General features: G+C 67.2%; 24 protein-coding genes and 1 pseudogene. 11 read left to right on the top strand and 14 right to left on the bottom strand.

Annotated elements, in window-relative coordinates:
* Positions 1 to 69: 69 nt before the first annotated feature.
* From QPR87_RS21800 to QPR87_RS21770, 7 genes are all read right to left on the bottom strand, one after another.
* On the bottom strand, positions 70 to 1,062 hold the full coding sequence (locus QPR87_RS21800; RefSeq protein ID WP_036760150.1) for an FAD:protein FMN transferase: 993 nt from the start codon (positions 1,060 to 1,062) through the stop codon (positions 70 to 72).
* Positions 1,043 to 3,250, bottom strand: a complete 2,208-nt coding sequence (locus tag QPR87_RS21795; RefSeq protein WP_285051341.1) for a PepSY domain-containing protein — start codon at positions 3,248 to 3,250, stop codon at positions 1,043 to 1,045. Before QPR87_RS21795 ends, QPR87_RS21800 begins: the two co-directional genes overlap by 20 nt.
* A 9-nt stretch (positions 3,251 to 3,259) precedes the next feature.
* Positions 3,260 to 3,730, bottom strand: a complete 471-nt coding sequence (locus tag QPR87_RS21790; protein WP_058100165.1) for a DUF2271 domain-containing protein — start codon at positions 3,728 to 3,730, stop codon at positions 3,260 to 3,262.
* Positions 3,731 to 3,756: 26 nt separating this feature from the next.
* Entirely contained in the window at positions 3,757 to 4,137 is a 381-nt protein-coding gene (locus QPR87_RS21785; protein ID WP_285051340.1) for a PepSY domain-containing protein, read from the bottom strand.
* 111 nt (positions 4,138 to 4,248) lie between these two features.
* Complete coding sequence (locus QPR87_RS21780; protein WP_285051338.1) at positions 4,249 to 4,551, bottom strand: PepSY domain-containing protein; 303 nt, start codon at positions 4,549 to 4,551, stop codon at positions 4,249 to 4,251.
* A gap of 189 nt (positions 4,552 to 4,740) precedes the next feature.
* Complete coding sequence (locus QPR87_RS21775; protein ID WP_285051337.1) at positions 4,741 to 5,373, bottom strand: cytochrome b/b6 domain-containing protein; 633 nt, start codon at positions 5,371 to 5,373, stop codon at positions 4,741 to 4,743.
* Complete coding sequence (locus QPR87_RS21770; protein ID WP_036760167.1) at positions 5,366 to 5,680, bottom strand: PepSY domain-containing protein; 315 nt, start codon at positions 5,678 to 5,680, stop codon at positions 5,366 to 5,368. Before QPR87_RS21770 ends, QPR87_RS21775 begins: the two co-directional genes overlap by 8 nt.
* A 141-nt stretch (positions 5,681 to 5,821) precedes the next feature.
* Here QPR87_RS21770 and QPR87_RS21765 point away from each other — a divergent pair, with 141 nt between their 5' ends.
* Positions 5,822 to 6,481, top strand: a complete 660-nt coding sequence (locus QPR87_RS21765; protein ID WP_036760145.1) for a response regulator transcription factor — start codon at positions 5,822 to 5,824, stop codon at positions 6,479 to 6,481.
* Positions 6,478 to 7,836 (top strand): ATP-binding protein, encoded by a 1,359-nt coding sequence (locus QPR87_RS21760; protein ID WP_036760144.1) that lies wholly within the window; start codon positions 6,478 to 6,480, stop codon positions 7,834 to 7,836. Before QPR87_RS21765 ends, QPR87_RS21760 begins: the two co-directional genes overlap by 4 nt.
* A 113-nt stretch (positions 7,837 to 7,949) precedes the next feature.
* Here the strand turns inward: QPR87_RS21760 and QPR87_RS21755 are convergent, their stop codons facing one another.
* Entirely contained in the window at positions 7,950 to 8,900 is a 951-nt protein-coding gene (locus QPR87_RS21755; protein ID WP_088234140.1) for an IS481 family transposase, read from the bottom strand.
* Positions 8,901 to 9,139: 239 nt separating this feature from the next.
* Here QPR87_RS21755 and QPR87_RS21750 point away from each other — a divergent pair.
* From QPR87_RS21750 to QPR87_RS21725, 6 genes and pseudogenes are all read left to right on the top strand, one after another.
* Positions 9,140 to 9,589: pseudogene (locus tag QPR87_RS21750) on the top strand (IS5 family transposase); the annotation flags it as partial.
* A 353-nt stretch (positions 9,590 to 9,942) separates the two neighbouring features.
* The gene (locus QPR87_RS21745) at positions 9,943 to 10,641 is read left to right on the top strand and encodes a hypothetical protein (RefSeq protein ID WP_285051336.1); all 699 of its coding nucleotides are present in this window, start codon (positions 9,943 to 9,945) and stop codon (positions 10,639 to 10,641) included.
* A 61-nt stretch (positions 10,642 to 10,702) separates the two neighbouring features.
* Positions 10,703 to 11,224, top strand: a complete 522-nt coding sequence (locus QPR87_RS21740) for a hypothetical protein (protein ID WP_285051335.1) — start codon at positions 10,703 to 10,705, stop codon at positions 11,222 to 11,224.
* A gap of 26 nt (positions 11,225 to 11,250) precedes the next feature.
* Positions 11,251 to 11,850 carry an HI_0983 family protein gene (locus tag QPR87_RS21735; protein WP_285051334.1) on the top strand — a complete coding sequence of 200 codons (600 nt, stop codon included), beginning with the start codon at positions 11,251 to 11,253 and terminating at the stop codon, positions 11,848 to 11,850.
* Positions 11,851 to 11,948: 98 nt separating this feature from the next.
* On the top strand, positions 11,949 to 12,359 hold the full coding sequence (locus QPR87_RS21730) for a hypothetical protein (RefSeq protein ID WP_285051333.1): 411 nt from the start codon (positions 11,949 to 11,951) through the stop codon (positions 12,357 to 12,359).
* 25 nt (positions 12,360 to 12,384) lie between these two features.
* Positions 12,385 to 13,968, top strand: coding sequence for a hypothetical protein (locus tag QPR87_RS21725; protein ID WP_285051332.1), 1,584 nt, complete (start codon positions 12,385 to 12,387; stop codon positions 13,966 to 13,968).
* 27 nt (positions 13,969 to 13,995) lie between these two features.
* On the opposite strand, the gene QPR87_RS21720 is transcribed toward QPR87_RS21725, so the two are convergent.
* From QPR87_RS21720 to QPR87_RS21700, 5 genes are all read right to left on the bottom strand, one after another.
* Positions 13,996 to 14,871 carry a hypothetical protein gene (locus tag QPR87_RS21720; RefSeq protein WP_285051331.1) on the bottom strand — a complete coding sequence of 292 codons (876 nt, stop codon included), beginning with the start codon at positions 14,869 to 14,871 and terminating at the stop codon, positions 13,996 to 13,998.
* The gene (locus tag QPR87_RS21715; RefSeq protein ID WP_285051330.1) at positions 14,868 to 15,830 is read right to left on the bottom strand and encodes a hypothetical protein; all 963 of its coding nucleotides are present in this window, start codon (positions 15,828 to 15,830) and stop codon (positions 14,868 to 14,870) included. Before QPR87_RS21715 ends, QPR87_RS21720 begins: the two co-directional genes overlap by 4 nt.
* Positions 15,827 to 16,213 carry a hypothetical protein gene (locus QPR87_RS21710; protein WP_285051329.1) on the bottom strand — a complete coding sequence of 129 codons (387 nt, stop codon included), beginning with the start codon at positions 16,211 to 16,213 and terminating at the stop codon, positions 15,827 to 15,829. The genes QPR87_RS21715 and QPR87_RS21710 overlap by 4 nt, the downstream gene beginning before the upstream one ends.
* Positions 16,214 to 16,278: 65 nt before the next feature.
* A complete protein-coding gene (locus tag QPR87_RS21705; protein ID WP_285051328.1) occupies positions 16,279 to 17,040 on the bottom strand; it encodes a hypothetical protein in 762 nt (253 codons plus the stop codon).
* The gene (locus tag QPR87_RS21700) at positions 17,037 to 17,573 is read right to left on the bottom strand and encodes an RNA polymerase sigma factor (protein WP_285051327.1); all 537 of its coding nucleotides are present in this window, start codon (positions 17,571 to 17,573) and stop codon (positions 17,037 to 17,039) included. The genes QPR87_RS21705 and QPR87_RS21700 overlap by 4 nt, the downstream gene beginning before the upstream one ends.
* A 167-nt stretch (positions 17,574 to 17,740) precedes the next feature.
* On the opposite strand from QPR87_RS21700, the gene QPR87_RS21695 reads away from it, so the two are divergent.
* The 3 genes from QPR87_RS21695 to QPR87_RS21685 are packed head-to-tail and all read left to right on the top strand — an operon-like array spanning position 17,741 to position 20,725.
* Positions 17,741 to 18,577, top strand: a complete 837-nt coding sequence (locus QPR87_RS21695) for a hypothetical protein (RefSeq protein WP_285051326.1) — start codon at positions 17,741 to 17,743, stop codon at positions 18,575 to 18,577.
* Between the two features lie 11 nt (positions 18,578 to 18,588).
* A complete protein-coding gene (locus tag QPR87_RS21690; RefSeq protein WP_285051325.1) occupies positions 18,589 to 19,686 on the top strand; it encodes a hypothetical protein in 1,098 nt (365 codons plus the stop codon).
* A 4-nt stretch (positions 19,687 to 19,690) separates the two neighbouring features.
* The gene (locus tag QPR87_RS21685) at positions 19,691 to 20,725 is read left to right on the top strand and encodes a hypothetical protein (protein ID WP_285051324.1); all 1,035 of its coding nucleotides are present in this window, start codon (positions 19,691 to 19,693) and stop codon (positions 20,723 to 20,725) included.
* A gap of 3 nt (positions 20,726 to 20,728) precedes the next feature.
* Here the strand turns inward: QPR87_RS21685 and QPR87_RS21680 are convergent, their stop codons facing one another.
* The gene (locus QPR87_RS21680; RefSeq protein ID WP_285051322.1) at positions 20,729 to 21,688 is read right to left on the bottom strand and encodes a hypothetical protein; all 960 of its coding nucleotides are present in this window, start codon (positions 21,686 to 21,688) and stop codon (positions 20,729 to 20,731) included.
* Between the last annotated feature and the right edge of the window lie 250 nt (positions 21,689 to 21,938).

The following is a 21,938-nucleotide window of genomic DNA, read 5'->3' as shown; positions in this document are numbered from 1 at the left end:
CATAGGCTGTCCGTTTTCGCACGAGAATTGACGAAACCTGCAAAGACCTATTGCACGAATGGACAGACCTCAGGCACGAACCAGACCCTCTCGGCCTGCCGCCGATACCATCGGGCTGTCGAACAGCGCCCCGACGGCATGGGGCCGGATGCCGTCTGCCTCGCGCATCAGAAACAGCGCATCGAGGGAAAGGTGTGCGGCGAGTTCGCCGCCAGCCTGCGGACCCAGCACCATCAGCGCGGTTGCCCAGGCATCAGCCTCGGCACAGCTGCCCGTGACGACCGTGACCGAGGCCGGCGACGACCGCAGCGGGCCGCCCGTCGCCGGGTCCATCGTATGCGACAGGCGCTGGCCCTGAACGGTGACATGATGCCGGTAATCGCCCGAGGTGGCGACGGCGGCATCTTGCAGCATCAGGACCGAATGGGGCGCGCGGCGTTCGGGATCGGGCGCCTCGACGGCGACGGTCCAGGGCATGCCGTCGGGCCGCAGCCCGGAGGCTCGCATCTCGCCGTCGATGCCAACAAGGAACCCGGTGATGCCGAAGCCCCGTAACATTTCGGCCAACCTGTCGACGCCGTAGCCCTTGGCGATGCCGTTCAGGTCGAGCGTGATGGGTGCATGTTTCCTGACCAACCCGGCCGCGCGGTCGATCTCCAGCACCTCATGCGCGGGCGGGCGCGTGGTTACCATGGCCCAGCGGATGGCTTCAGCGCTGGCTTCCTCGGGGCCAAAACCCCAGGCGCGCACCGCATCGCCCATGCCGATATCGAACGCACCGCCCGATGCCGCACAGATCCGCAGCCCGAGGTTCAGCACCTCGGCCAAGCCGGCAGGAACGGCCACCCAGGCGCCAGTGGGCGCCCGGTTCAGGCGCATCAGGTCGCTGTCGGGTTGCCATGTCGACATTGCGGCATCAACCTCCGCCACGGTCGCTTGCAGGGCAGCCTGCACCGGGGCGGGGTCCAGCCCGGCATCGGCGTGGAAACGCGCCGACCAGCGAGTGCCCATGGTCGGGCCGTTCAGCGCGTGGCGGCCCGGGTCAGTAGATATCTTCGGCATAGCGCCCCTCCGCTTTCAGCGCGAGCGGGGTAAGACCCGTCGGCGCGAGGATGTCGGTCAGCGCCTCGGCCACGCCCGAGGCCATGTCGCGCCCGCCGCAGACCATGATGCGCGCGCCTTCGTGTACCAGCCGGATCAGTTCAGCGCTCTCGGCCCGCAGCGCGTCCTGCACATGGCGCGGCTTTGCCCCGCGCGAGTTCGCGGTGGTCAATCGCGCCAGACGGCCATCGACCTGCCAGCCGGCCAGATCGTCGCGATACAGGAAATCGCTGTCGGGGTGGCGCATCCCGAAGGCCAGATGGATGGGCCGCTTGCGGCTGTTGCCCCGGATGAAGCCCGCAAGCGGGCCGATGCCAGTGCCGGCGCCGATCAGGATCAGCGGCGAGCGTCCTGCTGCGGCATGGAAAGCCGGATTGTGCCGGACGAAGGCGCGGATCGCCTGGCCCGGCTTCAGCGCCAGAAGCTGACCCGAGCAGAGGCCGCCGGGATGCTTGCGCACCACGATCTCGACGAACCCGTCGCGCCGTCCGGAGGCCAGCGAGTAGAAGCGCGGCAGATCCGCACCCTCGGGCAGAACGCCGAGGAGATCACCGGCCTGAAACCGGCCAAACCCCCGACCTGTCAGCCGTTGCAAAAACGTCGCCTCGGGTAGGGCAAAGCGCAGGATCGTGGTCGGTGCCTGCACCTCCGCCCCGTAATCACGGCGCGAGATCAGGGTGAGCCGCCCCGTCACGGGCGGGGTTGGCACATGTTCGAGCGTAAGCTCGATCCCCAGCGCTGCCCCTAGGGCGCGACCCCAGCGGGCGAAATCCTGCGGCGACTGGCGATCGACGGCGTCGAACGGCATCAGTTGCGCCCAGCCCCTGGCAGCAGCCAGGCTCGCGACCTCATCGGCGAAAGCGCAGAACGCGGGAAAGCTGCGATCGCCAAAACCAAGCACGGCGAGCGGGGCCTCAGGGACGGATTCCAGCGCCGCGAGGCGGTCGATGAACCCCTTCGCCGTGGCGGGAGCCTGTCCCTCGCCCCAGGTGGCGGCAAGGATGATGAAGCGCTCGGCGCGCGGATAGCGCGCCGGATCGAAGCCGGACATCGGCGCGACATGGACATGCTGACCCGCCGTGGTCAGCGCATGTTGGAGCGTCGCTGCGAAACCCCAGGTGCTGCCGCCCTCCGAGCCCACCAGCAGGATGGTCCCAGCCCCTTTCGCAGGATGATTGCCACGGATACGCGGCCTTGACCGCCGCCCTGCGAACCAGAGCACAAGACCACTCATCCCCATTGCCGGCACGCCGAGCGCCATCACACCCAGCACGAGGCCGAGAGACGCGGCCCCCTGGCCGGTGTGCAGCATGTAGATGGTTTCCGATACCCGTTCCCACATGGTCGGTTCGGCCCAGGCCAGAAGCTCACCGGTCCCCTGATCGAGATAGCCGGTGCCGCGATCCGTCTTCAGGGTGAAGGCGTCCGTGGCGTCGCCCGGATAGGGAAAGCTCAGTTCGCGCAGTTCCGTGACCAAAGTAGCGGCCAGCGGCTCCATTGCGGCGAGGGAGGCTCCGGCGCGGCCGCTGACCTCGGTCGGAAAGGCCGGCTGTGTCGATCCGTCGGGCAGGAGGTCGAAGGTCGAGGCGGCCATCCACAGCGCAGTCGCAGAGGACAAAACCAGCCCCGCGACCGCCACGCGGGCGATCCCGGTATGGATGCGGCTCGACGCCGGCCCGCGCAAAGGGGCGCACCAGCGCCGCCAGCCGCCCATGCGCCGCGCGACCAGCATTGCGCCGGAGGCCGACAGGACCAGCATCGCCACGGCGCCAATGGCCATGACGATACGACCGGCATCGCCCAGGAACAGCGAACGGTGGAGGTTGGTCAACCAGCGTTTGACCGGATCGGGATCGGCGCTGGCGATGCCCTTGCCGGTCGCCGGGTCGATCACCGCCGCGCCGGGCGTGCCGTCGTCGAACCAGAACGCGGTGATCCGGCCCGAGGGCGCGCGCCGGATCTGCTCCACCCCCGGATAGGCAGCCCGGATGCGTCCTGCGAGATCGGCAACGGTCAGGCCGGCCTCGGCCTGCGGCGTGGAAAACCGCTCGGCCACGGGAAAGACCGAGAGCACCGCCCCGCTGATCGCGAGGACCATGACGAGAGCAAGGGCCAGCAGACCCGGCCAGCGATGCAGCGCGCGGATCATGGCACCATCTCACATGTCGTAGCGGAGGCTGGCGACATAGCGGCGGCCAGGCACAGGCTGCCCCACTCCTGCCGTCGTCAGCGGCATGGCGATGTCGTTCGGACTGTCGCGCATGTCCTCGACGGCAGCATCGACATGCAGCGTATAGCCGGCATCGAACAGCGCATCGGCAAGGTCGAGGGTGATTTCCAGCGACCGGCCCGCGCCGACACTGGCGCCGGTGATGCCGTCGATCTGCGCCAGGTCGCCGCCGCTGGCGCGATACCAGTCGCTGAGATGTTCGTAATATTTCGACTTGCCGCCGGCCATCCATAGGGTTCCGGCATATGCCCCCTGCGCATCGGTAACGTAGAGAACCAGATAGGCACCATCGCCGCCGTAAGTGTTCAGCGTGGTGGTGAGGGTGACCGGCCGGGCCATGGCGAGGCCGGGGGCCACCAGGGCCGAAGTCAGCGCAAGGGCTGCAAGGATGGATTTCATGTCTCTGCTCGCTTCTGCCTGATATGTCAGTTCACCCGCACCACGGGCGGGGTGCCGTTCTGGAACAGCGGATTGGCGGACGGGGCCGAGGGCGCGACAGGGGTTGCACCGCCGCGATCCCGCTTACGGTCCTGCTCGCCATCCCTGTGGCGCAGTTTGACGACCTGCAAAGTCGCGGGATCCAGCTTGGCCTTGATGCGCCGGCCCTGGGCATCGCGGCCCTTGACCTCCCAGCAGCCGTCATCGGCCTCGATCTTCTCGACATGCCAGCCGAGGCCGGCGGCGGCCTGCATCACCGCCTCGTGCGGCTGCCAGGCCCCGCGAGGCACATGGCAGTCGTCGCCCGCCAACGCCCCCGCCACGGGCAATACCGCGAGAGCGGTTATGGCGATCAACAGCGTTTTCATGGTTCGAATGTCCTTTACGATCATCTCGGGGGCACTTTCCCGGCTATGGCCGAGGCGAACGCCCGTGTGGAAAGGAGTCCACCTCGATGGCGAGGCGGACCCTTGCGGCGATCAGTTGCGCTTTTCGGGCCTGGTGCCGTCGCTCCAGCGTTTGACCTTGCCGTCGATCACCTCGAGCGTTCCGGGATCGACGGTCATCTTCAGGCTGTTGCCGCCCTGGTCGATGACGTTCAGTTCGTAGCAGCCGTCGTCGAGTTCCATTTTCGAGATGGTCCAACCGAACTCGTCGGTCACTTGAATGAGAGCGTCCCACGATTGCATGTTCTCGGTCGGCACGTTGCATTTCTCACCAGCGAACGCGGCCCCGGCGGGGATCGCGAGGGCCAATGCGGTGGCGGTCAGGATGGTTTTCATGGCTATGCTCCTCAGCCTTGGTTGCCTGATGAAACCAATCTGGAGGGGGCGGCTGACGTGATCCTGATCGCCGCGGAAAACCTGCGTCAGCTTCTCGTCAGCCTGCCGCGACGAACCGCAGCGATTACACAAAACAAACAGGCCCCGCCAAACAGGCGGGGCCCGAACAGCAGCGGGAATGCGTAACGATCAGGTCACGTCATTTGTGCCGGGAGGGCGCTTTCGGCCCGTGACCATGGCACGGGGCAGGTTCTCCCGATGGCGCCATGAGGTGACGGCCACACCCCCAACATGCAAGGCCACGAGAACCAGAGCCATGTTGGCCAGCATTTCATGCACCTCCTTCAAGGTCTTGTCCCCTCTGACTTCCCAGTTTCCGTGCTCGCCCGCAACCGTCACGGCCCGGGCTTCCTCGATCGATTGTTCGAGCAGCCAGCCGCTCAGCGCGGTGCCGGAAAGCGTGACCATGAGTGCCACGATCATCGCGGCGCCAGCCGGGTTGTGCCCGAGATGGCGTCGCTCGCGCCCGTGCAGCATGTCCCCGAGATAGGCCAGCGTCGCGGCGGGGCCACGCACGAATTGCGTGAAACGGGCATGGCGGCTGCCAACGAAACCCCAGATCAGGCGGAGGGCAAGCAACGCCGCCACCGCGTAACCGGCCGCCTCGTGAAGCGGCTGCACCTCGTCCGCCGCAAGCCATGCCACTGCAAAGGCGGCAACCAGACCCCAGTGAGAGCTGCGCACCAACGGATCCCAGACCAGCACCGTGCGCGTAGTATCGGCGACGTCCTGAATGGCGTCACCCTTCATCATCTCAGTCATGTTTGTGCTCTCTGCCCTCACGGGAGCGCCGATCATCTCCGTCCTTGTATTCGATCTCGATCACCTGAAGCGTGCCGGGATCGACCGTCACCTCGATGCGGCGTCCTTCCCGGTCTGTGCCTTTTATCTCGTAGCAGCCGTCGTCGATTTTTATGCGCCGCACCACCCATCCGTTTTCTTCCGCGAGCCGCACCACCGCGCTTCTTGGCTGCCAGTCTGCCAGCGGCACGGCACAGTCGTCGCCGGCAAGTGCAGCCCCGGACGGAAGGACCACGAGAAAGGTCAGAATTGTCAGCGATCTCTTCATGGACCACACTCCGTATAACGGCCACTGGATGACATTCTGCGCCGCGAACCTGACGGGATGCTGAAGCCCGGGGCGTCCCGCCATCAGCTTTGCGTCAGCCCGGGTCGCCATAATGGCCAGAGGCAAATGAGTAGGAAGATCATGCGGATCCTGCTGATCGAGGATGATACCGTTCTGGGTGCCGCCGTGCGGGACCAGATCGCTGCGGGTGGCCAGTCGGTGGATTGGGTCACGCGCCTGGACGCGGCCGGCGATGCGATGGCCGGCACCGGCTATGATCTTGTATTGCTGGACCTCATGCTGCCCGACGGACGCGGCATCACCTTCCTTCGGTCGCTGCGCACCAGCGGCGACGTGACGCCGGTGATCATCCTGACAGCGCTGGACCAGATTTCGGACCGGATCGAAGGCTTGAACGCCGGCGCCGACGATTATCTGGTGAAGCCCTTCGATCTGGCCGAGCTTTCCGCGCGCATCGGCTCGGTCGCGCGGCGCTATAGCGGCAATCCCAACCCGATCATCGTCCACGGCACGCTTGCCGTCGACCTTGCCTGCCGCAGCATCCGCCGCGACGGCCGGCCCGTGCAGCTCACCGCACGTGAATGGGCGCTGTTCGAGGCGTTCCTCACCCGCCCGGGGCAGCTTCTGTCCAAGGCACAGCTTGAGGAAAAGCTTTATGCCTTCGATACGGAGGTGGAAAGCAACACCATCGAGGTCCATGTCAGCCGGCTGCGCAAGAAGCTGGGCGCCGAGGTGATCGAGACCGAGCGCGGGTTGGGCTACCGGCTGGGTTCGCCATGACGATGCCACGCAGCCTTCAGATGCGGTTGGGGGTGTCGCTGGGTATCCTTCTGACACTTCTGTGGATCGCGGCCGCCGCCGTCACGGCGGTCATGCTGCGGCACGAGATGGACAGGATCTTCGACTCGTCGCTACAGGAAGCGGCGCAGCGCCTATTGCCGCTGGCCGCTGTCGAGATCGTCGGACGTGAGGAGGAAGGTGTGACGCAACACCTTGCCGACCTGCGCGACCACGACGAGTTCCTCACCTATATCGTGCGAGATGATGAGGGGCGCATCCTTCTGCAATCGCACGAGGCCGATCCCGCCATCTTCCCTGAATGGGACGGGCCGGGCTTTCGCACGACCGCAACCCATCGCCTGTATGGCGAGGACGCCCTGCAAGGCACGATCCGCCTCACGGTCGCCGAGCCGCTTGCCCATCGCGCGGCGGCGGCACGCGATGTCTGGGCGGGCCTGGGGTTGCCGCTGCTGGTATTCATCCCTGCCGCACTGTTGGCGATCGTATTGACTGTCCGCTCGGGTCTGGCCCCGTTGCGCCGCTATCGCGACCGGCTGGCCGCGCGTTCGCCGCGCGACCTCGCCCCCGTCGCCTGCGACGATCTTCCCGTCGAGGCCGCCCCGGTGGGGACGGCGATCAATGTGCTTCTGGCGCAACTCAAATCCACATTCGAGGCCGAACGCACCTTCGCCGCCAACGCAGCGCATGAATTGCGAACACCGCTGGCAGGCGCAATCGCGCAGGCCCAGCGGATACAGGTGGAAACGAAAGATACCGGTGCCGGCCACAGGGCTGCCGAGATCGAGGCCTCGTTGAAGCGGCTGGCCCGGACCGCGGAACGGCTTCTGCAACTGGCCCGAGCAGAAGGCGGGCGGTTGCGGCTCGATCATCTATCCGATCTTCGCATCACCGCCCGTCTGGTCGTGGACGATATCGAGAGGACAGCGCCGAACCGGATCGCGCTCGCCCTGCCGGAGCACCCGGTAATGTCCGACCTCGACCCCGATGCGTTTGGCATCATCGGCCGCAACCTCATTGAGAACGCCCTGCGGCACGGCGCATCCGACAAACCAATCACGGTAAGCCTCAGCGCGGACGGCACGTTCAGCGTCGCCAATGAAGGCCCCGTCGTGCCGACAGAAGCACTTGGCCGGCTGACCCGCCGTTTTGAGAGGGGGACAGCCGGAACGGAAGGCAGCGGGCTTGGCCTTGCCATCGCCGCGAGCATTGCCGATCGGATTTCGTCAAAGCTCACCTTGCAATCGCCAAGGCCGGAAAGCTCGTCCGGCTTTGAGGCGATCGTGGTTCTGCCGATAGCTTCACGGACGCTGAGCGAAGCTGCCAGCGCCCGATAGTCGCAACCATCGGACCGACCTTTGGCCGGCCGTTCGCGGCCCGGCTGGATGCTTGCCTAACATGACTGAGGTGCCTTGGTGAGTTGAGAATGAGGTTGCCTGGAGGGTTGATACTAGGTGTTCAGTCCCGGCATCTGGTGGATCGGATTGACGATGAATCTGTCTGGCTCTGAAGTCCAGACCTTGCAGATGTATTCGTAGGGCGTGAGGCCATTGAGCGTCTTGAGCCGGCGGGCGAAGTTATAGGCTGCAATGAAGTCGTCAAGGTGCGTTCGCAGCTGATCGTGATTGTCGTAATGGAAGCGTTTGACGGTTGCCTCCTTGATCGTGCGGTTCATCCGCTCGACTTGGCCGTTCGTCCAGGGATGCCTTACCTTCGTCAGCCTGTGCTCGATCCCATGCTCGCGGCACACGCGGCCAAAGATGTGTTCGAAGGCGGTCGTGTCGCAGCTCCGGTTTGCGAACTGTATGCCATTGTCGGTCAGCACCTTATGAAGCCGGTAGGGAACTGCGGCAATCAGGTCTCGCAGGAACTGGGCTGCAGCCATCTTGCCGGCCTTCTGGACAAGGCGGACAAAGGCGAACTTGCTGGTTCTGTCAATCGCCACAAAGAGATACAGCTTGCCTTCGGCGGTCTGCACCTCCGCGATGTCGATATGAAAAAAGCCGATCGGATAGCGTTTGAAGCGCTGCCGTTTCGGCTTGTTGCCATCCACGTCAGGCAGGCGCGATATTCCATGCCGCTGCAGGCAGCGATGCAAGGCCGAGCGCGTCAGGTGTGGTATCGAGGGTTGTAGCGCGTAGAGGCAGTCGTCCAGCGGCAGCAGCGTGTGGCGCCTGAACGCCACGACCATCGCTTCTTCCTCCGCGCTCATTGTTGTGGAGCACGGCTCCTTTGGCCCGGTCTTCAGGTCTTCGACCGTGGCCCGCTTGCGCCACTTCGCCACCGTCTTCGGATTGATGCCCAGCTCTCGGCTCAGCGTCGCGAGCGAAGCGTGCGATCGTTGTATTGCAGCTCGGATGGCGTGCGTGGTCGTGGCGCTTCCGTGACGAACTTGTCCCATAGGGCATCCTTCCATTCCCAAGAAAGGATCGCACCATCAAACCATGGGATCAAACACCTAGGGGCTTAGGGATGTACATTCCGGTGTAGGGTGCCGGCGGGCTCGATGTAGCCCGTGACCTGCCACGGGATTTTTCCTTCACCGTCGATTAGAGTCCGGCCCAACTTGAGGACGGACAATGAAGCGAACGAGATTCACGGACGAGCAGAGCATCGGTACCGGCGCCTGTTCGTTCTGCTGCGCCGCGAGGGGGCCCCGGCGATCAGCGAGGTCGTCTGATCGGCCGAACGAAGGGCGGCATGAACACCAAGCTGCACGCTGTTGCCGATGCCGATGGGCGCCCGATCCGCTTCTTCATGACCGCAGACCAGGTCAGCGACTACACCGGCGCGGCGGCCCTGCGGGGCAGTTTGCCAAAGGCGGACTGGCTGCTCGCTGATCGCGGCTATGACGCCGACTGGTTCGGAGAAGCGTTGAAAGACAGGGGAATAAAGCCCTGCATCCCGGGCCGGAAGTCTCGCGACAAGCCTATCAAGCACGACAAGCGCCGCTACAAACGGCGTAACCGCATCGAGATCATGTTCGGACGGCTGAAGGATTGGCGACGAATTGCAACCCGCTACGACAGGTGTCCCACGGTCTTCCTCTCCGCCGTCGCCCTCGCCGCAACCGTCATGTTCTGGCTATGAAACGAGAACGAGTCCTGACCCTAGCAGGGATGCGAGAAACATCAAAGGTCAGGCGAATAGATAAATAGAAGGGTCAGGCGCACCCTGGGCTTACCCGCTGACCAGCAGCAGATTTCTGCCTGCAGAGCTATCTGCCACACCACCGCCAACGCAGCCCACGGCAGAGGACATGAACGCCGGATAAAGAAGACCGAGTTCAGCGGCAGGCAACGCACGCAAGGGTTGCGAGTTTATTCAAGGGTCTCGGCACCGGATATGGAGATGCCGAGACGCCCTGACAGGACACGGACCAAGGTCAGCAGCACTCGCCACGTCTTGAGATTGGAGCCCCTGCTTTTGGTGAAGGAGACGCGATGAGACAATTCCATCTTTCGGCCGTCGCGCTGCTGGCGGGATTGTTCGCCTTTGCGCCTGTCCTTGCCGAAACCATGTCGTTTCCCGCCGCGGTCGGAGAGCCGTATACCGGGCGCATGACGGTCGAGGCCTTCCCGGTGGATGGTGGCCATCGCATGCACCGTGCCCGGGGCGACGCCGAGGTGCGGTTTTCAGCGTCAGGCGAGGACCGGATCCTGTTCAGCACCACGGCGGCGCTCGACGACGGCGGCAGCCTCGATCTGAGCGTGACGCTTGCCCCGGATCAGGATGGGGCGTGGCGCAGCCTGTCGGAGACCGGGCCGACCGAGATCACGGCGGCAGGCCGCGTCCTGTCCGTGACCGAGCTGGATGGTTTCCACATGGTCCTGACCGGTCAGATCGGGCCCGAGAAGGGCAAGCTCACCCTGCGCCGCATCCCCACCGAGAACCCCGGCACGGCGCCGGATGCGGAAATGATCACGGTCTTCCTGTTCGACGTCAGCCTGCCCTCGTCCGAACCTGCCCCCGAACCGCGGCAAGACGAGACATCACCCAGGGCCGAGACCTCATCGGCCGCCGAGGGCGGTGGCGGGTGCGAGCGGATCGAATGGCGGCTCGTCAACCGCTGGAACTGGGGCGGCGGCCTCAGCCTGAGCCGCGAGCCCCACTGCGTGCCCAAAAGAAGCGCCGGCGATTGAACATCGCCAAGCTTCTGCGCTCTGATATCGTCACACGGGCAAAGAGGATGGAGTTCACCCGATGAAACGCCTGCTCGCCGCGCTGCTGCTCTCTTCCGCCTTGCTGCTCCCCGGCCACGCACATGCTGCCGAAGACCTCGATACCATGCCCTCGGCGCAGATCGTCGAGCAGGCGGGATCGCTGCACCCTTCGGCGCTCTACGTGCTCGCCAGCCGGCTGCTGGCCGAGGGCAAGGGGCAAGAGGCGGCGAACTGGATGTATGCCGGCCAGCTGCGCTATCGCTTCATGCTGTCCGTGCCGGATGCCGGCGCCGACGACCGCATCCTGTTTTCGGCGCTGACGAAACAGGTGGGCCGGCCGGTGAACGAATATATCGCCGGCGACCCCGACGAATGGATCGCGGCGATGCGCTGGGCGCTGGACTGGGACGCCGCGACCGACAACCCCATCACCTCCAAGACCAGGCACGCGACCGAACTGGCCCAGGTGCGGGGCGGGCTGGAGCGGCTGATCTCCAAGGTCGACGCCAGCCGCGACGAGATCCGCCGCGAACGCACCGCCAACGGGCTGGAAAACCGCTGATCGACGCTACAAGGAGGAGCCTTCCCATGACCATTCCCACACCGCTGCGACGCCTTGCAACCGCGCTGGCCGCCGCACTCTGGCTGGCACCCGTGCAGGCGCAGACGACCGATCATCTGGGCCTGCCCGGCCCGATCGCGCTGGCGGGCGACAGCTATGCGCTGGCCTGGTCCGCGCGCCCGGCGGAAAACCATACCAAGCAGGAATATCTGCCGCCGGGCGAAACCCCGGACAGCTACAGCCGGATGCTGCTGGTGGAAACGGTGACGGGCGGCATCGGGGTGATGGATGCGGTGCGGGCACAGGCAGAGATGCTGACCCAACGCAAGGCCACGGATCCGCTGGTCAACATGGATATCGTCCAGAACGAGGCCACGGGCGAGGCGCTGCTGGATTTCATCGTCAGCAGCAAGGACGAGGCGGGCGAATATATCGTCGAATGGAACGCCTATCGCTATGCGCCGCTGGCCGAGGCCGCGGGCGGGCCCGGGGTGATGCTGTTCGGCGTCAGCCACCGGGCTTATGGAAACGAGGCCGCCAAGACCTTCCTGCAGGGGTTGTCCACGCTGCGCCCGACGCAGATCAGGGCGCTGGCCGAGGCACCTCTGCCGCAACCGGGGGGCTGAGGATGCAGGCCGCCCCTCGCCCTGCAGCTGCTCCGGCACCGGTATCGACGCATGTTCCAGCCCGCCTGCGTGCGGTGCTCAATGGAAGGTCCCTGCTTATGACGTTACGCGGGAACAGGACTGGAAAATCCCGTTTCGCCCTGGCCCTGCTGGGCGCCATGGCGACCGCCGGCCCGGCAGCGGCGCAGGATTATCTGGGCATCCACCTCGACACGATGCGGGAACACAACCTGCGGCTGCATCAGCAACAGAACGCCAGCCCGGGCAGAGCCGGAAAATCCCCTGCATCCAAGCCCAAATCCGGCAAGATGTCGCCCCAGGCCGAAGCCCGCGCCCGGGCCGAGGGCGCAAGGATCATGGAAGAGCACAAGCGCCAGCTTGCCCCCCGCTACCGGATGCGGGTCGAACGCGACGGCAAGGCTTCGGCCGACCGCTGGCTGGCCGAAGAGTCGCGGCGGCTGGGCATCGAGACCGGCCGCAAGATGCGGGCGAAATATTCCGGGCAATAGCCCGACGAAACGCAGGAGCGGCCGGATGCGCACTGCCCCCCACCTGTTCTGCGTGCTGGTTGCCCTGGGGCTGGCCGGCACCGCCCATGCCGACCCGCTGGCCGAACTGAGTGATTCCGTCACCGATCTGTTCAGCCGCGCCGAAAACGCCCGCGCCCATGCGCGGCATTGTGCGAGGCGTCCCGATGCGGAACGGGTGGCGCTGCGGGATGCGCTGGCCGGCTGGTCGCATCGCAACGACGCGGCGGGCTATGACGCGCTCATGGCCGCGCTGAAGGATGCGGCGCCGGGGCTGGCAGAACAGACCGAGGCCGCTTACGCGCAGATCGACGCGGCGGTGGCGCAACAGATCGCCGCCAAGCCGCAGCTTTGCGCCGGCCTGCCCGATCGGTTGAAATCCGAGGAATTCGCGCTGCGCCCGACCCTGCACGAAACCCGCCAGATCGCGCGCGAACTGGGCGTCCGCCCCGCCGACCCCATGCCGCCCCGGATCGAACCGGGGCTGGCCGCGGCGGTCCAGCCGCTGGCGCAATTCTCGGCCTGGGCCAGCGCCGCGATGGCGGAAATCGCCTCGGCCCCCGGCGCACAGTCCGACCGCGCCCTGCGCGAGGCACGCGAGGAGCATCTGCTGGCGCTGCTCGAACCACAGGGGCGGCTGGCGTTCCGGGGCCGCGTGCTATCCGACAGCGAGTTGCGCGAATGGCGCGGCGACCGGCAATCCAGCTTTGCCGCCAGTTGCCGCCGCTTTGCCGACGAGGACGGCCAGCAGCGAATGGCCGATCTTGTCGGCAGCACCGCGGTGCTGACCGGCAAGGTCTACTGGGTCCGCGACGATGCCCCCGGCGGCGTGATCGGCCTGCGCGACTGTCGCATCCTCGACCCTGCCGAGGCGGGTCTGCCGCTGGTCGACGCCGGCCCGGTGGAGTTGGAACCGCGCCCGCCCGAGCTGGCCGAGCTGCTGGCCGCACCGGGACCGCGGATCGGGTCTGCCGATGTCGAGCGGGTGCTTTACACCGCCGAGTTCTCGACCCGTCTGGACGGTGCCGGCAACGGCTATCTGGACCGGCAAGAGGATATCTGGGTGCTGCTGCGCGACGGCACCGCCATGCGCCACGACTGGCCGGTGCCCTTCGGGGATCTGGCGCTGGACATGTCGCGGGCGCGGGAACCCGGACGCTGGTTCACCTGGGCCGAGCACGGCAAGGATGTGGTTCTGACCGCGGCGGACGGCACGGCGCTGGAGCTGACAGGCGCCGAACGATTGCTGCCGATGCCCGAAGGCGGGACCATTTCCGGCCGCTGGGCGATGACCGACATCGCCATTGGCGGGCTGCGGCGCGACCGCAGCTTCGACTTTGCCGCAGATGGCACCCTGCTGCACAGCAGCGACAGTTTCGTCGGCGGCCGGGTCGGGACCAGCTTCATCACCTCGTCCCTGACCCCCGAGCAGGAGACCCGCTCCGCCTATCGCTTCCAGGGCTACGCGCTGATCCTGACCGGCCCCAAGGGCGAAGAGCGCCATTTCGCGGCCCGGCTGGAGAACGGCGACCCCGCCGCGCCCAACGGCCTCATCATCGACGGCCGCGTCTATTGGCGCGACGACAAATAGCCCGCCGGGCAATCGGCGGCGGGGCGCTCAGGGCGCGCGGAACCGGTCCAGCAGCATCGCGCCACGCTGGCCGCGGGGGACGAACAGCGAGGCGCCGTCCTCCGACCAGAAGGGCGGGGCGCGCAGCCGCCAGCCGGCGCTGCCCTCGATCCGGCCCAGTTCGGCCCCGTCCTGGACATCCCAGAACCGCAGGCGGTCGCCGCCCCGCTCGGGGGCGCCGGGCTCCCCCCGCGCGATGATGCCGCTGGCCGAGACGGCCGCTGGAAAGGCTGACATATCGCGCTTGGCCAGTTCCGCGATCCGGCTGCCGTCGGCGTCCAGCAGGACCAACGGCCTCGTGCTGCCGCCGGCGAGGATGCGGCTCCCTCGCGCAGCAACGACGGCCTCAAAACTGTATTCCTCGGGCGGCGTGGGCGTGCCGGGATAGGCGGTCAGAGAGCGGCCCTCCACCGGGACATCGGCGAACACGCGCAGGTCGTCACGCTGGGCGACGACCGCATCGCCGCCCGATTCCGTGCAGGATTGCCGGATCACGCCGCAGGCGATCAGCAGGCGGGTCCCATCAGGCGACAGGAACAGCCGCGCGACCCCGCCGCGCAGCGGCAGCGGATAACGTCCGCCTTCCGCGCCGGTTTCGGGGTCGAAGACCAGCAGCCCCGGGCGCCAGCCATCGGGGGTGCGCATCTCGACCGCCATTACCGCGCGGCCGTCGCCCAGGGCTTGCGCGATGCTGTTGCGCGATGGCACCACGCCCTGGTACACCACAGTGCCAAGGCAGCCCGAGCGCCCCAGCGCACGGTCGATCCAGCCGCAGGTCCGCGACCCCTGCCACGCCGCAAGTCCCGCCGCCCCGACCAGCGCCAGCGCGGCCACCGCCGCGGCGATCAGCCGACCCCGCCTCATTCCCCTGCCCCCGCCGCGTAAAGCCGCAGCTCGCTGTCGGCGCCGGCCGCGGGCGTTCCGGCCAGTGCCACGATCACCGCATCGCGCTGCGGATGCCACAGGATCGCCGGGGCAAGCTCGCGGTCGATGTCATGCGCAGCCAGCAGCCGTCCGCTGGCGATGTCGTGGATGCGGATCGCGGCCCGGAGCTTGCCCGGCCCGGAAAAGCGGCGCGCGAGGATGGCAATGCGGTCCCCATCGGGCGAGCGGGCGCTGTCCAGTCGCAGGAAGGGGATAAAGCCATCGGGCAGGTCCAGCGCCAGCCGGGTGGCGCCCGGCCGGATCTCGGCACCCGCGGGCAGGCGGGCGTTGGGGTCAGGCGACGGGTGCTGCCGGGTCAGGATCACCTGGCCCGAGGCCGCGTCGAAGGCGACATGCGCAAAGACCACGTTTCCCGAAGGTGAAAACCCCAGATCAAAGGCGCGGCCATCGGCATCGGGGGGCGCGTGGCGGTGCTCGATCCCGACGAACCACCGCCGTTCGCCGTCGCGGTCGAACAGCATCACGCGGGTTTGGCGGGGCTTGTTTCCGCCCGGCAGGTCGCAGGTGTAAAGCGCGTTGCAGCTGATCGCCATGGCCGTGCCGTCGGGCGACAGGCGCAACTGCTCGGGCCGGCCCTGCGTCCCCAAATCGGCGCGGGCGATCTCGGCCCCAGTCGCGGGGTCGAGCGTGGCCACGACCATTTGCGCCTGCAGCCGCTCGCGGGGTCCGGGGCGATAGTCGATGCCGCCGACGACCAGCCGGCCCTGCGCATCGGTCGCCAGCGCGCCGCCCGTCACCACCAGATCACGCAGGGCGAAGGCAGCAAGGCAGCCGCCACCGCCCGCGACCTGCCCCGCCCAGCCGCAGGGGCCGGACAGCGCAAAGCCCGCGCCCCCGGCCCCCAGCAGCAGCGCGACCAGCAGCAGCGCGCGCGTCATTCCGCGGGCCGCTCGGGGAACCAGTGGCGGCATTCCCCGGCAATGCGCAGGACCACCAGCGTCTCGCCCTCGAAATGCCCCTCGGCCACCACGCAGCCGCTGCGGGCAAAGGCATCCTCGATGCGGGCGCGGTCGGCGTCGCCGGCGCGCAGAGGGGGCGGCGCGGGCAGGTCGTGGCCGGACAGCGGGCGGTCGCGGGTGCCGTCGGGGTGGATGCGGAACACCCCGCGCCACGGGCAGGGTGCCTTGACGCAATATATTCCCGTGGTGCCGAGGCCCCAGAACTGTTCGCCGTCCGCCGGGACCGGCAGGGGCTCGATCGACAGTGCCGACACGGCAGACGCTGACAGGACCAGTGCGGCGGCAAGGATGCTGCGGAACATGGCGGTTCCTTTCCCGAAATCATCGTTCCACCATGGGACGCGGGGCGCGGCCCGGACCTTGGCGCTTAGTCGGGGGCGGCCAGCCGGCCGGCCACGGCAGCCCGGTCGGGCGCGTCATGGACCTGTCGCGACAGTTCGGCCGACAGCCGGATGCCGTCCGGCCGGACCGTGAACACGTCCCAATTCGTCGCATCCCCGAGACGGCTTTGCAGAAGCAGCAGCTCCGGTCTGCCCGGGGGCGCCAGCAGGAAGGCGTCCAGCAGTGCGAACTCCACGCCGGGATCGAGGCTGCGGCGGTCGAACGCCTGCTCGGCCCCGTCGCGCTGGAAGGACAGGGTGACGCCATCGCCGCCCTCGCGCACGATAAGCTGGAACCCCTCGAAATCATGGCGCTGCGCGACGGCCGGCAGCCCGTGGTCGGCCGGGGACGCTGGCTGCGGCGGGCGGGCTCCCAGAACCCGGCTCGGTGGCGCGGCAGGGTCGGATGCGCCGTCCCGGACCGGGGGCGCCTCGGCCAGCCGGTCGGGCGCCTCGACGGTTTCGCGCGCGGGGCCGCGCCCCTCGGCCGAAGGGGCGCCGTCGGCCAACTGCGGCGCATCGGGCTGCGGCATCAGCAACGCCACCGCGGCCAGCACCGCCAGCGCCCCTGCCGCGGGGGCCAGCCAGAGCCGCCACCCAAGGCGGCGCGGTGCGGGCGGCGGCGCGGGCGGAGGATCGGTAAAGCGCGCCTGCGCCGCGGCGATGGTGGCTTGCATCCGCGCCGGGCCCGGCTCGGGCGTGGGGATCCGGTGCAGCAGGTCAAGCGGATCGGACAGCCGGCTTGTCACAGCACCCCCCGCAGCGTCTTGCGCGCCTTGTGGATATGCCAGGCCACGGTCACCTCCTTGCAGCCCATGATCTGCGCGGCCTCGGCCTGGCTCAACCCCTCGGCATGAACCAGCATCACCGCATCGCGCTGCTTGTCGGGCAGCGCAAGCACCGCCCGCCAGATGTCGGCGACGCGCAGAGCGTCCTCCTGATCCGGGGGGTGGCTGTCCTCGGCCACCACGGCGACGGCATCGGCCAGCCGGGTGCGGCGCTGCTGGCTGCGCTGAAGATCGCGCACCGCGTTCAGCGTGACCTTGTAAAGCCAGCTGGTGAAGGAGGCGCGGCCGTCGAAGCTGCGGATCGCCTGCGGCAGCCGCATGCAGACGGTCTGGGTCACGTCCTCGGCATCGCTTTCATGCCCGAGCCAGCGATAGGCGATGCGGAAGACATAGCGGTAATGGGCCGCGACCAGAGCCTCGAACGCCGCGGCATCGCCGGCGCGCACGCGCGCCAGCAGCGCCTGTTCTTCCATCTCGGACCGAATATCGCGCAACCTGTATGCCTGCAGAACCGAGCCGCCACAATTCATCGTCACATATGCACAGGATCACAGAGAGAGGCGCAAGCAAAGCGAAGAACGTCCCGAAGGCGGGCAACACAGCAAGCTTTCGCCAAGATCCTGCCGGCGGCCGTCGTCCCAAGGGCAGAAAGGAGGCATTCATGGGTGTAAGCCAACTGTCCCGTTGTCCGATCCGACGGACGATCATTGTTGCCGCACTCTGCGGCGTGCCGGCCGCGGCGCAACCGGCGGCGACAGACATCACCCTCAAACCTGGGGCAGAGCTGCCGCAGGCCGATGCCCCGATCGACCTGGGCTTGTGCCGGCATCATGGGGTTGAGCCCCGGACTGCCGCGGGGCAGATGGTTGGTGGTGCGGGTTGGGCGGTTACCAATGAAGAGCCACTCGGCGCGATGATGGCGGTGAGCTTCGTCGCCGGATCGCGGTCGAGGACCAGCGGCGCCTGCGTCCTGAGCGGTGGGCGCGTCGGCATCTTCGACGGCCCGGAGCTGCTGGCCCTTGTGGAAGGTTCGCAACCGGGTGGTACCGCGATAGCGCATCTGCGCCGCAGCGGCGACCGCTTGCGCATCTGGGACGGCGCGATGCTGTCCCGGCCCGTGGCCGATATCATACTGGCAGAGAATGTCCCCGCAATCGTCCCGCTGCCGCCCTTCGACACCTTTTGCGGCGGAGCGCTGCGGATGCCGCTGATCCATGGCCTGACCCTTGGCGATGCGAACATCCTGCTGGCCGACCATGGCTGGGAACAGGCCGGACTTGCGCCACCTTCGGACCCTATCGCGGCCGAGCTGGTGGCCAACGGCTTTACCGGCGTGGAGCATTGTTCCGGGACCGGCTTCGGCTTTTGCACCCTGTCGTTCGTTCAGGGTTTAGCCACCGCCTCGGTCCTGACCTTCGGCGACCTAAACCTGCCGGCAGGACCCCTCGTGGCGGATTACGACGTGACTTGCCCCGACTTACCCTCTCAACCCGGATGAAGGAAAAGATGATGAACCGACTCGTCCCCGCGCTGGCGCTTGCGCTTGTTGTCGCCACCCCGGTTGTGGCCGAAGACTCGAACCTGCGTGCGGTGCTGTCGGTGCTTCCCGACACGGTGTTTTCCGACCTCACGCCGGATGTCGCGCGGTATCTGGATCTGTCCGCCATGGCTGAAGCCCATGGTGGCGCGCTGGGGCGCGAGGCCCTTTCTCGCGCCTTACTGGGGGGCGGCATCCGCCCGGCGGCGGCGCTTGCCCTCGGCTCTCCGGACAGCTTTGCCGAAAAATCCGGGATCGACAGCGCCGCGCTGGCTTTCGTTGCCGGCATCGGGCAGCCGCCGGGCGCGGTCTCGGTCTGGGGCTTTGCGGACGCGGAAGCTGCGACGACGGCGTTCTCCGGCCTCTCGGGACGCGGCTTCACCGAACTGCCGTCAAAGATGATCGCGAATGGAGAGCCGGGCATCGTCGATCTGGCCACGCGCGATCCCGCCGACCCATGGCGCGGCCCGATGGGGCAGGCATCGGTCGTGGGGCTTTCAGGCCCGGCCCTGCTGCAAGCGGGCGACGCCGCGGTGCTGGAGCCGCTTCTGGCGGGCCGGCCCTCGGCTCTGGACACGCTGGCCGGCAGGATCCTTCTGGATGCGCTGGAAGCAGAAGAAGGCGCGGTGCTGCAGGCGGCGTTCCTCGGCGCGTGGCACGGGCTGGGCGGCGGCATCGATCCCGCGGCCCTTGCCGGAAAAAACCCGGACGAAGCCCGAGCTGCCCTGGAACAGGCCGCCGCCGGGGCGTCCAGCGGGCTGCCTCTTTGGCAGGGTGCCGCACTGGCCGATCTGGAAACCTCCGAGGGTCCCGCCCTGGTCCTTGCCTTCGCCTATGCAGACTGCACCGATGCGCAGGCGGCAGTGGACGGCGCGGCGGAGCTGTGGCGGGAAATGGACGGCACGGCCGGGGATCTTGCCGCGGCAAGCGTCGTCGAGAGCCAGCCATCCGGTTGCGCGGCGATCCTGCGCATCGCCGGGCACGATGGCACGCCCCGGCCCTTCAACCAGGCCACCCACGCGTTGATGGCCGGGAACCTGCCCGCGTTGCGTATCGGCACCGGGAACTGAGGGGATGCCCGCCGGCCCGAAGGGAAAGGTTTCCGCCCTTGCCGGACGCTGGCTCCTCGCGCTGTGGCTCTGTGCCCTTCTCTCTGCCTGTGCGGATCGGCAGTCGGCCGTCGAGGCCGCGACCGCACTGGCCGAAGCGGCCTATCCGGGCCGGCTGGAGCTGGTCGGCACGCATCTGCAAAAGGACCATTACGACGTCGTTTTCGCAATCAGGGGCGATCCGTTCACGCGGATCCGCTTTGGCGTCGACCGCGATGCCTCGCGCTGCCGTCCGGCGTCGCCCTGCGAGGACCGCCTGCACCGTGCCTATGCAGCCGGCGTTTCCGCAGGGGTCAAGCTGAGGGCGTTGAACGCAGCCTTCCCCCGGTGCGGCGTCGTGCCGCTTGCGGTTCAGGACGCGCAGGCCGGGACCGGATTCACCACGGTCGTCGAGTTGGACCTTGCCGTGCAGGATCAGCAACCCGCACTGGACCGCCTGACACCCTGCATCGCGGCGTTCCGATCCGCCCTCCCCCCCGACGCCACACCCGAGCAGCGCAGCCTGAAGCTGCGCATCCTGCTGCCGAAACCGGGCGAGACAGCCCGTCCCCCTGTCCTGCTGACCTTCGAGACGACGCTGGCCAGGACGCGAAACGATGACATCAGCTTTCTGATCGGGGCCGGACCGGAGACGGACCGCATTTCTGCCGGAAACCTGAGGGTTCACCCCGCCTTCCTGTCCGCCAAGACAATCCGGAACCAGCTTGTCGATGCTGCCGCAGGGGCGCTTTCGGCCGACCCCGCCGGCGGACATGTTCCGAAGCTCGCCTTTGCCACCGGCGCGCGTCTGGACCCGCAGCGGCTGGACGTGATCCGCAGCTATATCCTTGCCTGCAGCACCGCGCGGAAGGGCCAGGGACCCTGCAAGACGGATATCGCGGTGCGGCTCCGCCATGATCTCGGCACAGGCGAGGTGATCCCCGAGGCCATCCTCCGCGATATCCGCGACTCCTCGGGCAGTCTCCACCTGCCGCCCCTGCCCGGCCGCGGCGTCGGTTGACGATCAGAAATGAATGCTTCGGCAGTCGGTATTCTCAAGACCAAGTGCCGACAGCTCAACATCCATGATCGGGGAACGAACCGCCTTGTAGGCCGCCGACGGATCTTCGTCGGCCGAGTGCAGGACCAGCAAACGCGATCGCTGGACCTCTGCCATCTGCTGGAACAGCTGCAGGAACCGGGTCCAGCTTTCACCATCGGGCGCAAGCTGGGCCGGAATATCGGAAAGCTGCTGGAACGACATCTGCCATTCGGCCTCGGCAGCCTTCAGTGCGGCATCGAGTTCGGGTCTGGGCAGGTCAAGGGCCCCGCGATGCGCATCCACAAGCCCGGCCAGCACAATGTCACGATTGCCCTCATGGTCCTGTTCGGATCGGCGGACGACGATTTCGGTGCAGGCGGCTGCGGCCTTCCGGACGAAGGTCCGACGATCTTCGGGAATGTCCACGTCCTGGGCGATCAGTTGGCAATCGCGCCCAGCAAAGCCCAGCCGCTGCATCGCGTCGTCGACCAAGGCCGTCGTCGGCCCGAACTCGGAGGCCGGGATCAATGTGCTTGTCCGGTTCTCCAGCCACTGCAGACGGTTGGTCTGCAGCGCCACCTCGCCTTCAAGGAAAGCTATGAAAATATCCCGATCTTCCTGCTGCTCGGCAGGGGGGACAAGCTTTGCCAGGGCGCGAAAGCTCCGGCTGAATTCATCTCGGCTGGCTGCGATGTCGTCATGCAGCGCACGGCGCACGTCGTCCGACAGCTCTGTTCGCTTGAGGGACGCCGCGACGACCTCGGCGCTCGCCGCCCGCCCTTTGCCGATAACCTGATCGGGTCTGGTATCGATGATCTGGCGGCAGGCTCGGTTTGCCGTCTCGGAAAACTCCGCTTCATCAGTTGATGCGGAGCATGGCAGATGCATGAGAGTGACGGACGCCAGTGTAATCCATAGCGGGCGGTAACCTGATTTCTTCACAATACTGGTCCTTCCTCGCTTTCCAGAAGTTTCAAGTGTTGCGGCCAATCTCTAACGGATTCTCAACCCCACTGGGCTATCATGGCCGTTGCACCAAACGGTTGCTGTGACTTCATCAACGATCGTAGCCGGCCGATTGTTACCGCGGCGACTGAGCCTTGATGCGGGCGACGAGTTCCGCGTCATCGACAAAGTCGTCGAGGAACGCGTGCCAGGTTTCGGTGGTGATGCGCGCGTCCCTGAGCATGTC

The organism is Paracoccus sp. SSJ (assembly GCF_030234105.1).
In the GTDB taxonomy this organism is placed as follows: Bacteria; Pseudomonadota; Alphaproteobacteria; order Rhodobacterales; family Rhodobacteraceae; genus Paracoccus; species Paracoccus denitrificans.
This window is presented reverse-complemented; position numbering and strand designations above follow the sequence as displayed.

Bases quoted from the DNA above. Each gene is read 5' to 3' on its own strand.
- QPR87_RS21685 (WP_285051324.1), top strand. From the start codon at position 19,691: ATGCCCGCCGGCCCGAAGGGAAAGGTTTCCGCCCTTGCCGGACGCTGG.
- QPR87_RS21690 (WP_285051325.1), top strand. From the start codon at position 18,589: ATGAACCGACTCGTCCCCGCGCTGGCGCTTGCGCTTGTTGTCGCCACC.
- QPR87_RS21760 (WP_036760144.1), top strand. From the start codon at position 6,478: ATGACGATGCCACGCAGCCTTCAGATGCGGTTGGGGGTGTCGCTGGGT.
- QPR87_RS21800 (WP_036760150.1), bottom strand. From the start codon at position 1,062: ATGCCGAAGATATCTACTGACCCGGGCCGCCACGCGCTGAACGGCCCG.
- QPR87_RS21785 (WP_285051340.1), bottom strand. From the start codon at position 4,137: ATGAAAACGCTGTTGATCGCCATAACCGCTCTCGCGGTATTGCCCGTG.
- QPR87_RS21740 (WP_285051335.1), top strand. From the start codon at position 10,703: ATGAAACGCCTGCTCGCCGCGCTGCTGCTCTCTTCCGCCTTGCTGCTC.
- QPR87_RS21795 (WP_285051341.1), bottom strand. From the start codon at position 3,250: ATGATCCGCGCGCTGCATCGCTGGCCGGGTCTGCTGGCCCTTGCTCTC.
- QPR87_RS21765 (WP_036760145.1), top strand. From the start codon at position 5,822: ATGCGGATCCTGCTGATCGAGGATGATACCGTTCTGGGTGCCGCCGTG.
- QPR87_RS21745 (WP_285051336.1), top strand. From the start codon at position 9,943: ATGAGACAATTCCATCTTTCGGCCGTCGCGCTGCTGGCGGGATTGTTC.
- QPR87_RS21710 (WP_285051329.1), bottom strand. From the start codon at position 16,213: ATGTTCCGCAGCATCCTTGCCGCCGCACTGGTCCTGTCAGCGTCTGCC.
- QPR87_RS21720 (WP_285051331.1), bottom strand. From the start codon at position 14,871: ATGAGGCGGGGTCGGCTGATCGCCGCGGCGGTGGCCGCGCTGGCGCTG.
- QPR87_RS21695 (WP_285051326.1), top strand. From the start codon at position 17,741: ATGGGTGTAAGCCAACTGTCCCGTTGTCCGATCCGACGGACGATCATT.
- QPR87_RS21780 (WP_285051338.1), bottom strand. From the start codon at position 4,551: ATGAAAACCATCCTGACCGCCACCGCATTGGCCCTCGCGATCCCCGCC.
- QPR87_RS21770 (WP_036760167.1), bottom strand. From the start codon at position 5,680: ATGAAGAGATCGCTGACAATTCTGACCTTTCTCGTGGTCCTTCCGTCC.
- QPR87_RS21730 (WP_285051333.1), top strand. From the start codon at position 11,949: ATGACGTTACGCGGGAACAGGACTGGAAAATCCCGTTTCGCCCTGGCC.
- QPR87_RS21755 (WP_088234140.1), bottom strand. From the start codon at position 8,900: ATGGGACAAGTTCGTCACGGAAGCGCCACGACCACGCACGCCATCCGA.
- QPR87_RS21715 (WP_285051330.1), bottom strand. From the start codon at position 15,830: ATGACGCGCGCGCTGCTGCTGGTCGCGCTGCTGCTGGGGGCCGGGGGC.
- QPR87_RS21790 (WP_058100165.1), bottom strand. From the start codon at position 3,730: ATGAAATCCATCCTTGCAGCCCTTGCGCTGACTTCGGCCCTGGTGGCC.
- QPR87_RS21735 (WP_285051334.1), top strand. From the start codon at position 11,251: ATGACCATTCCCACACCGCTGCGACGCCTTGCAACCGCGCTGGCCGCC.
- QPR87_RS21775 (WP_285051337.1), bottom strand. From the start codon at position 5,373: ATGACTGAGATGATGAAGGGTGACGCCATTCAGGACGTCGCCGATACT.
- QPR87_RS21725 (WP_285051332.1), top strand. From the start codon at position 12,385: ATGCGCACTGCCCCCCACCTGTTCTGCGTGCTGGTTGCCCTGGGGCTG.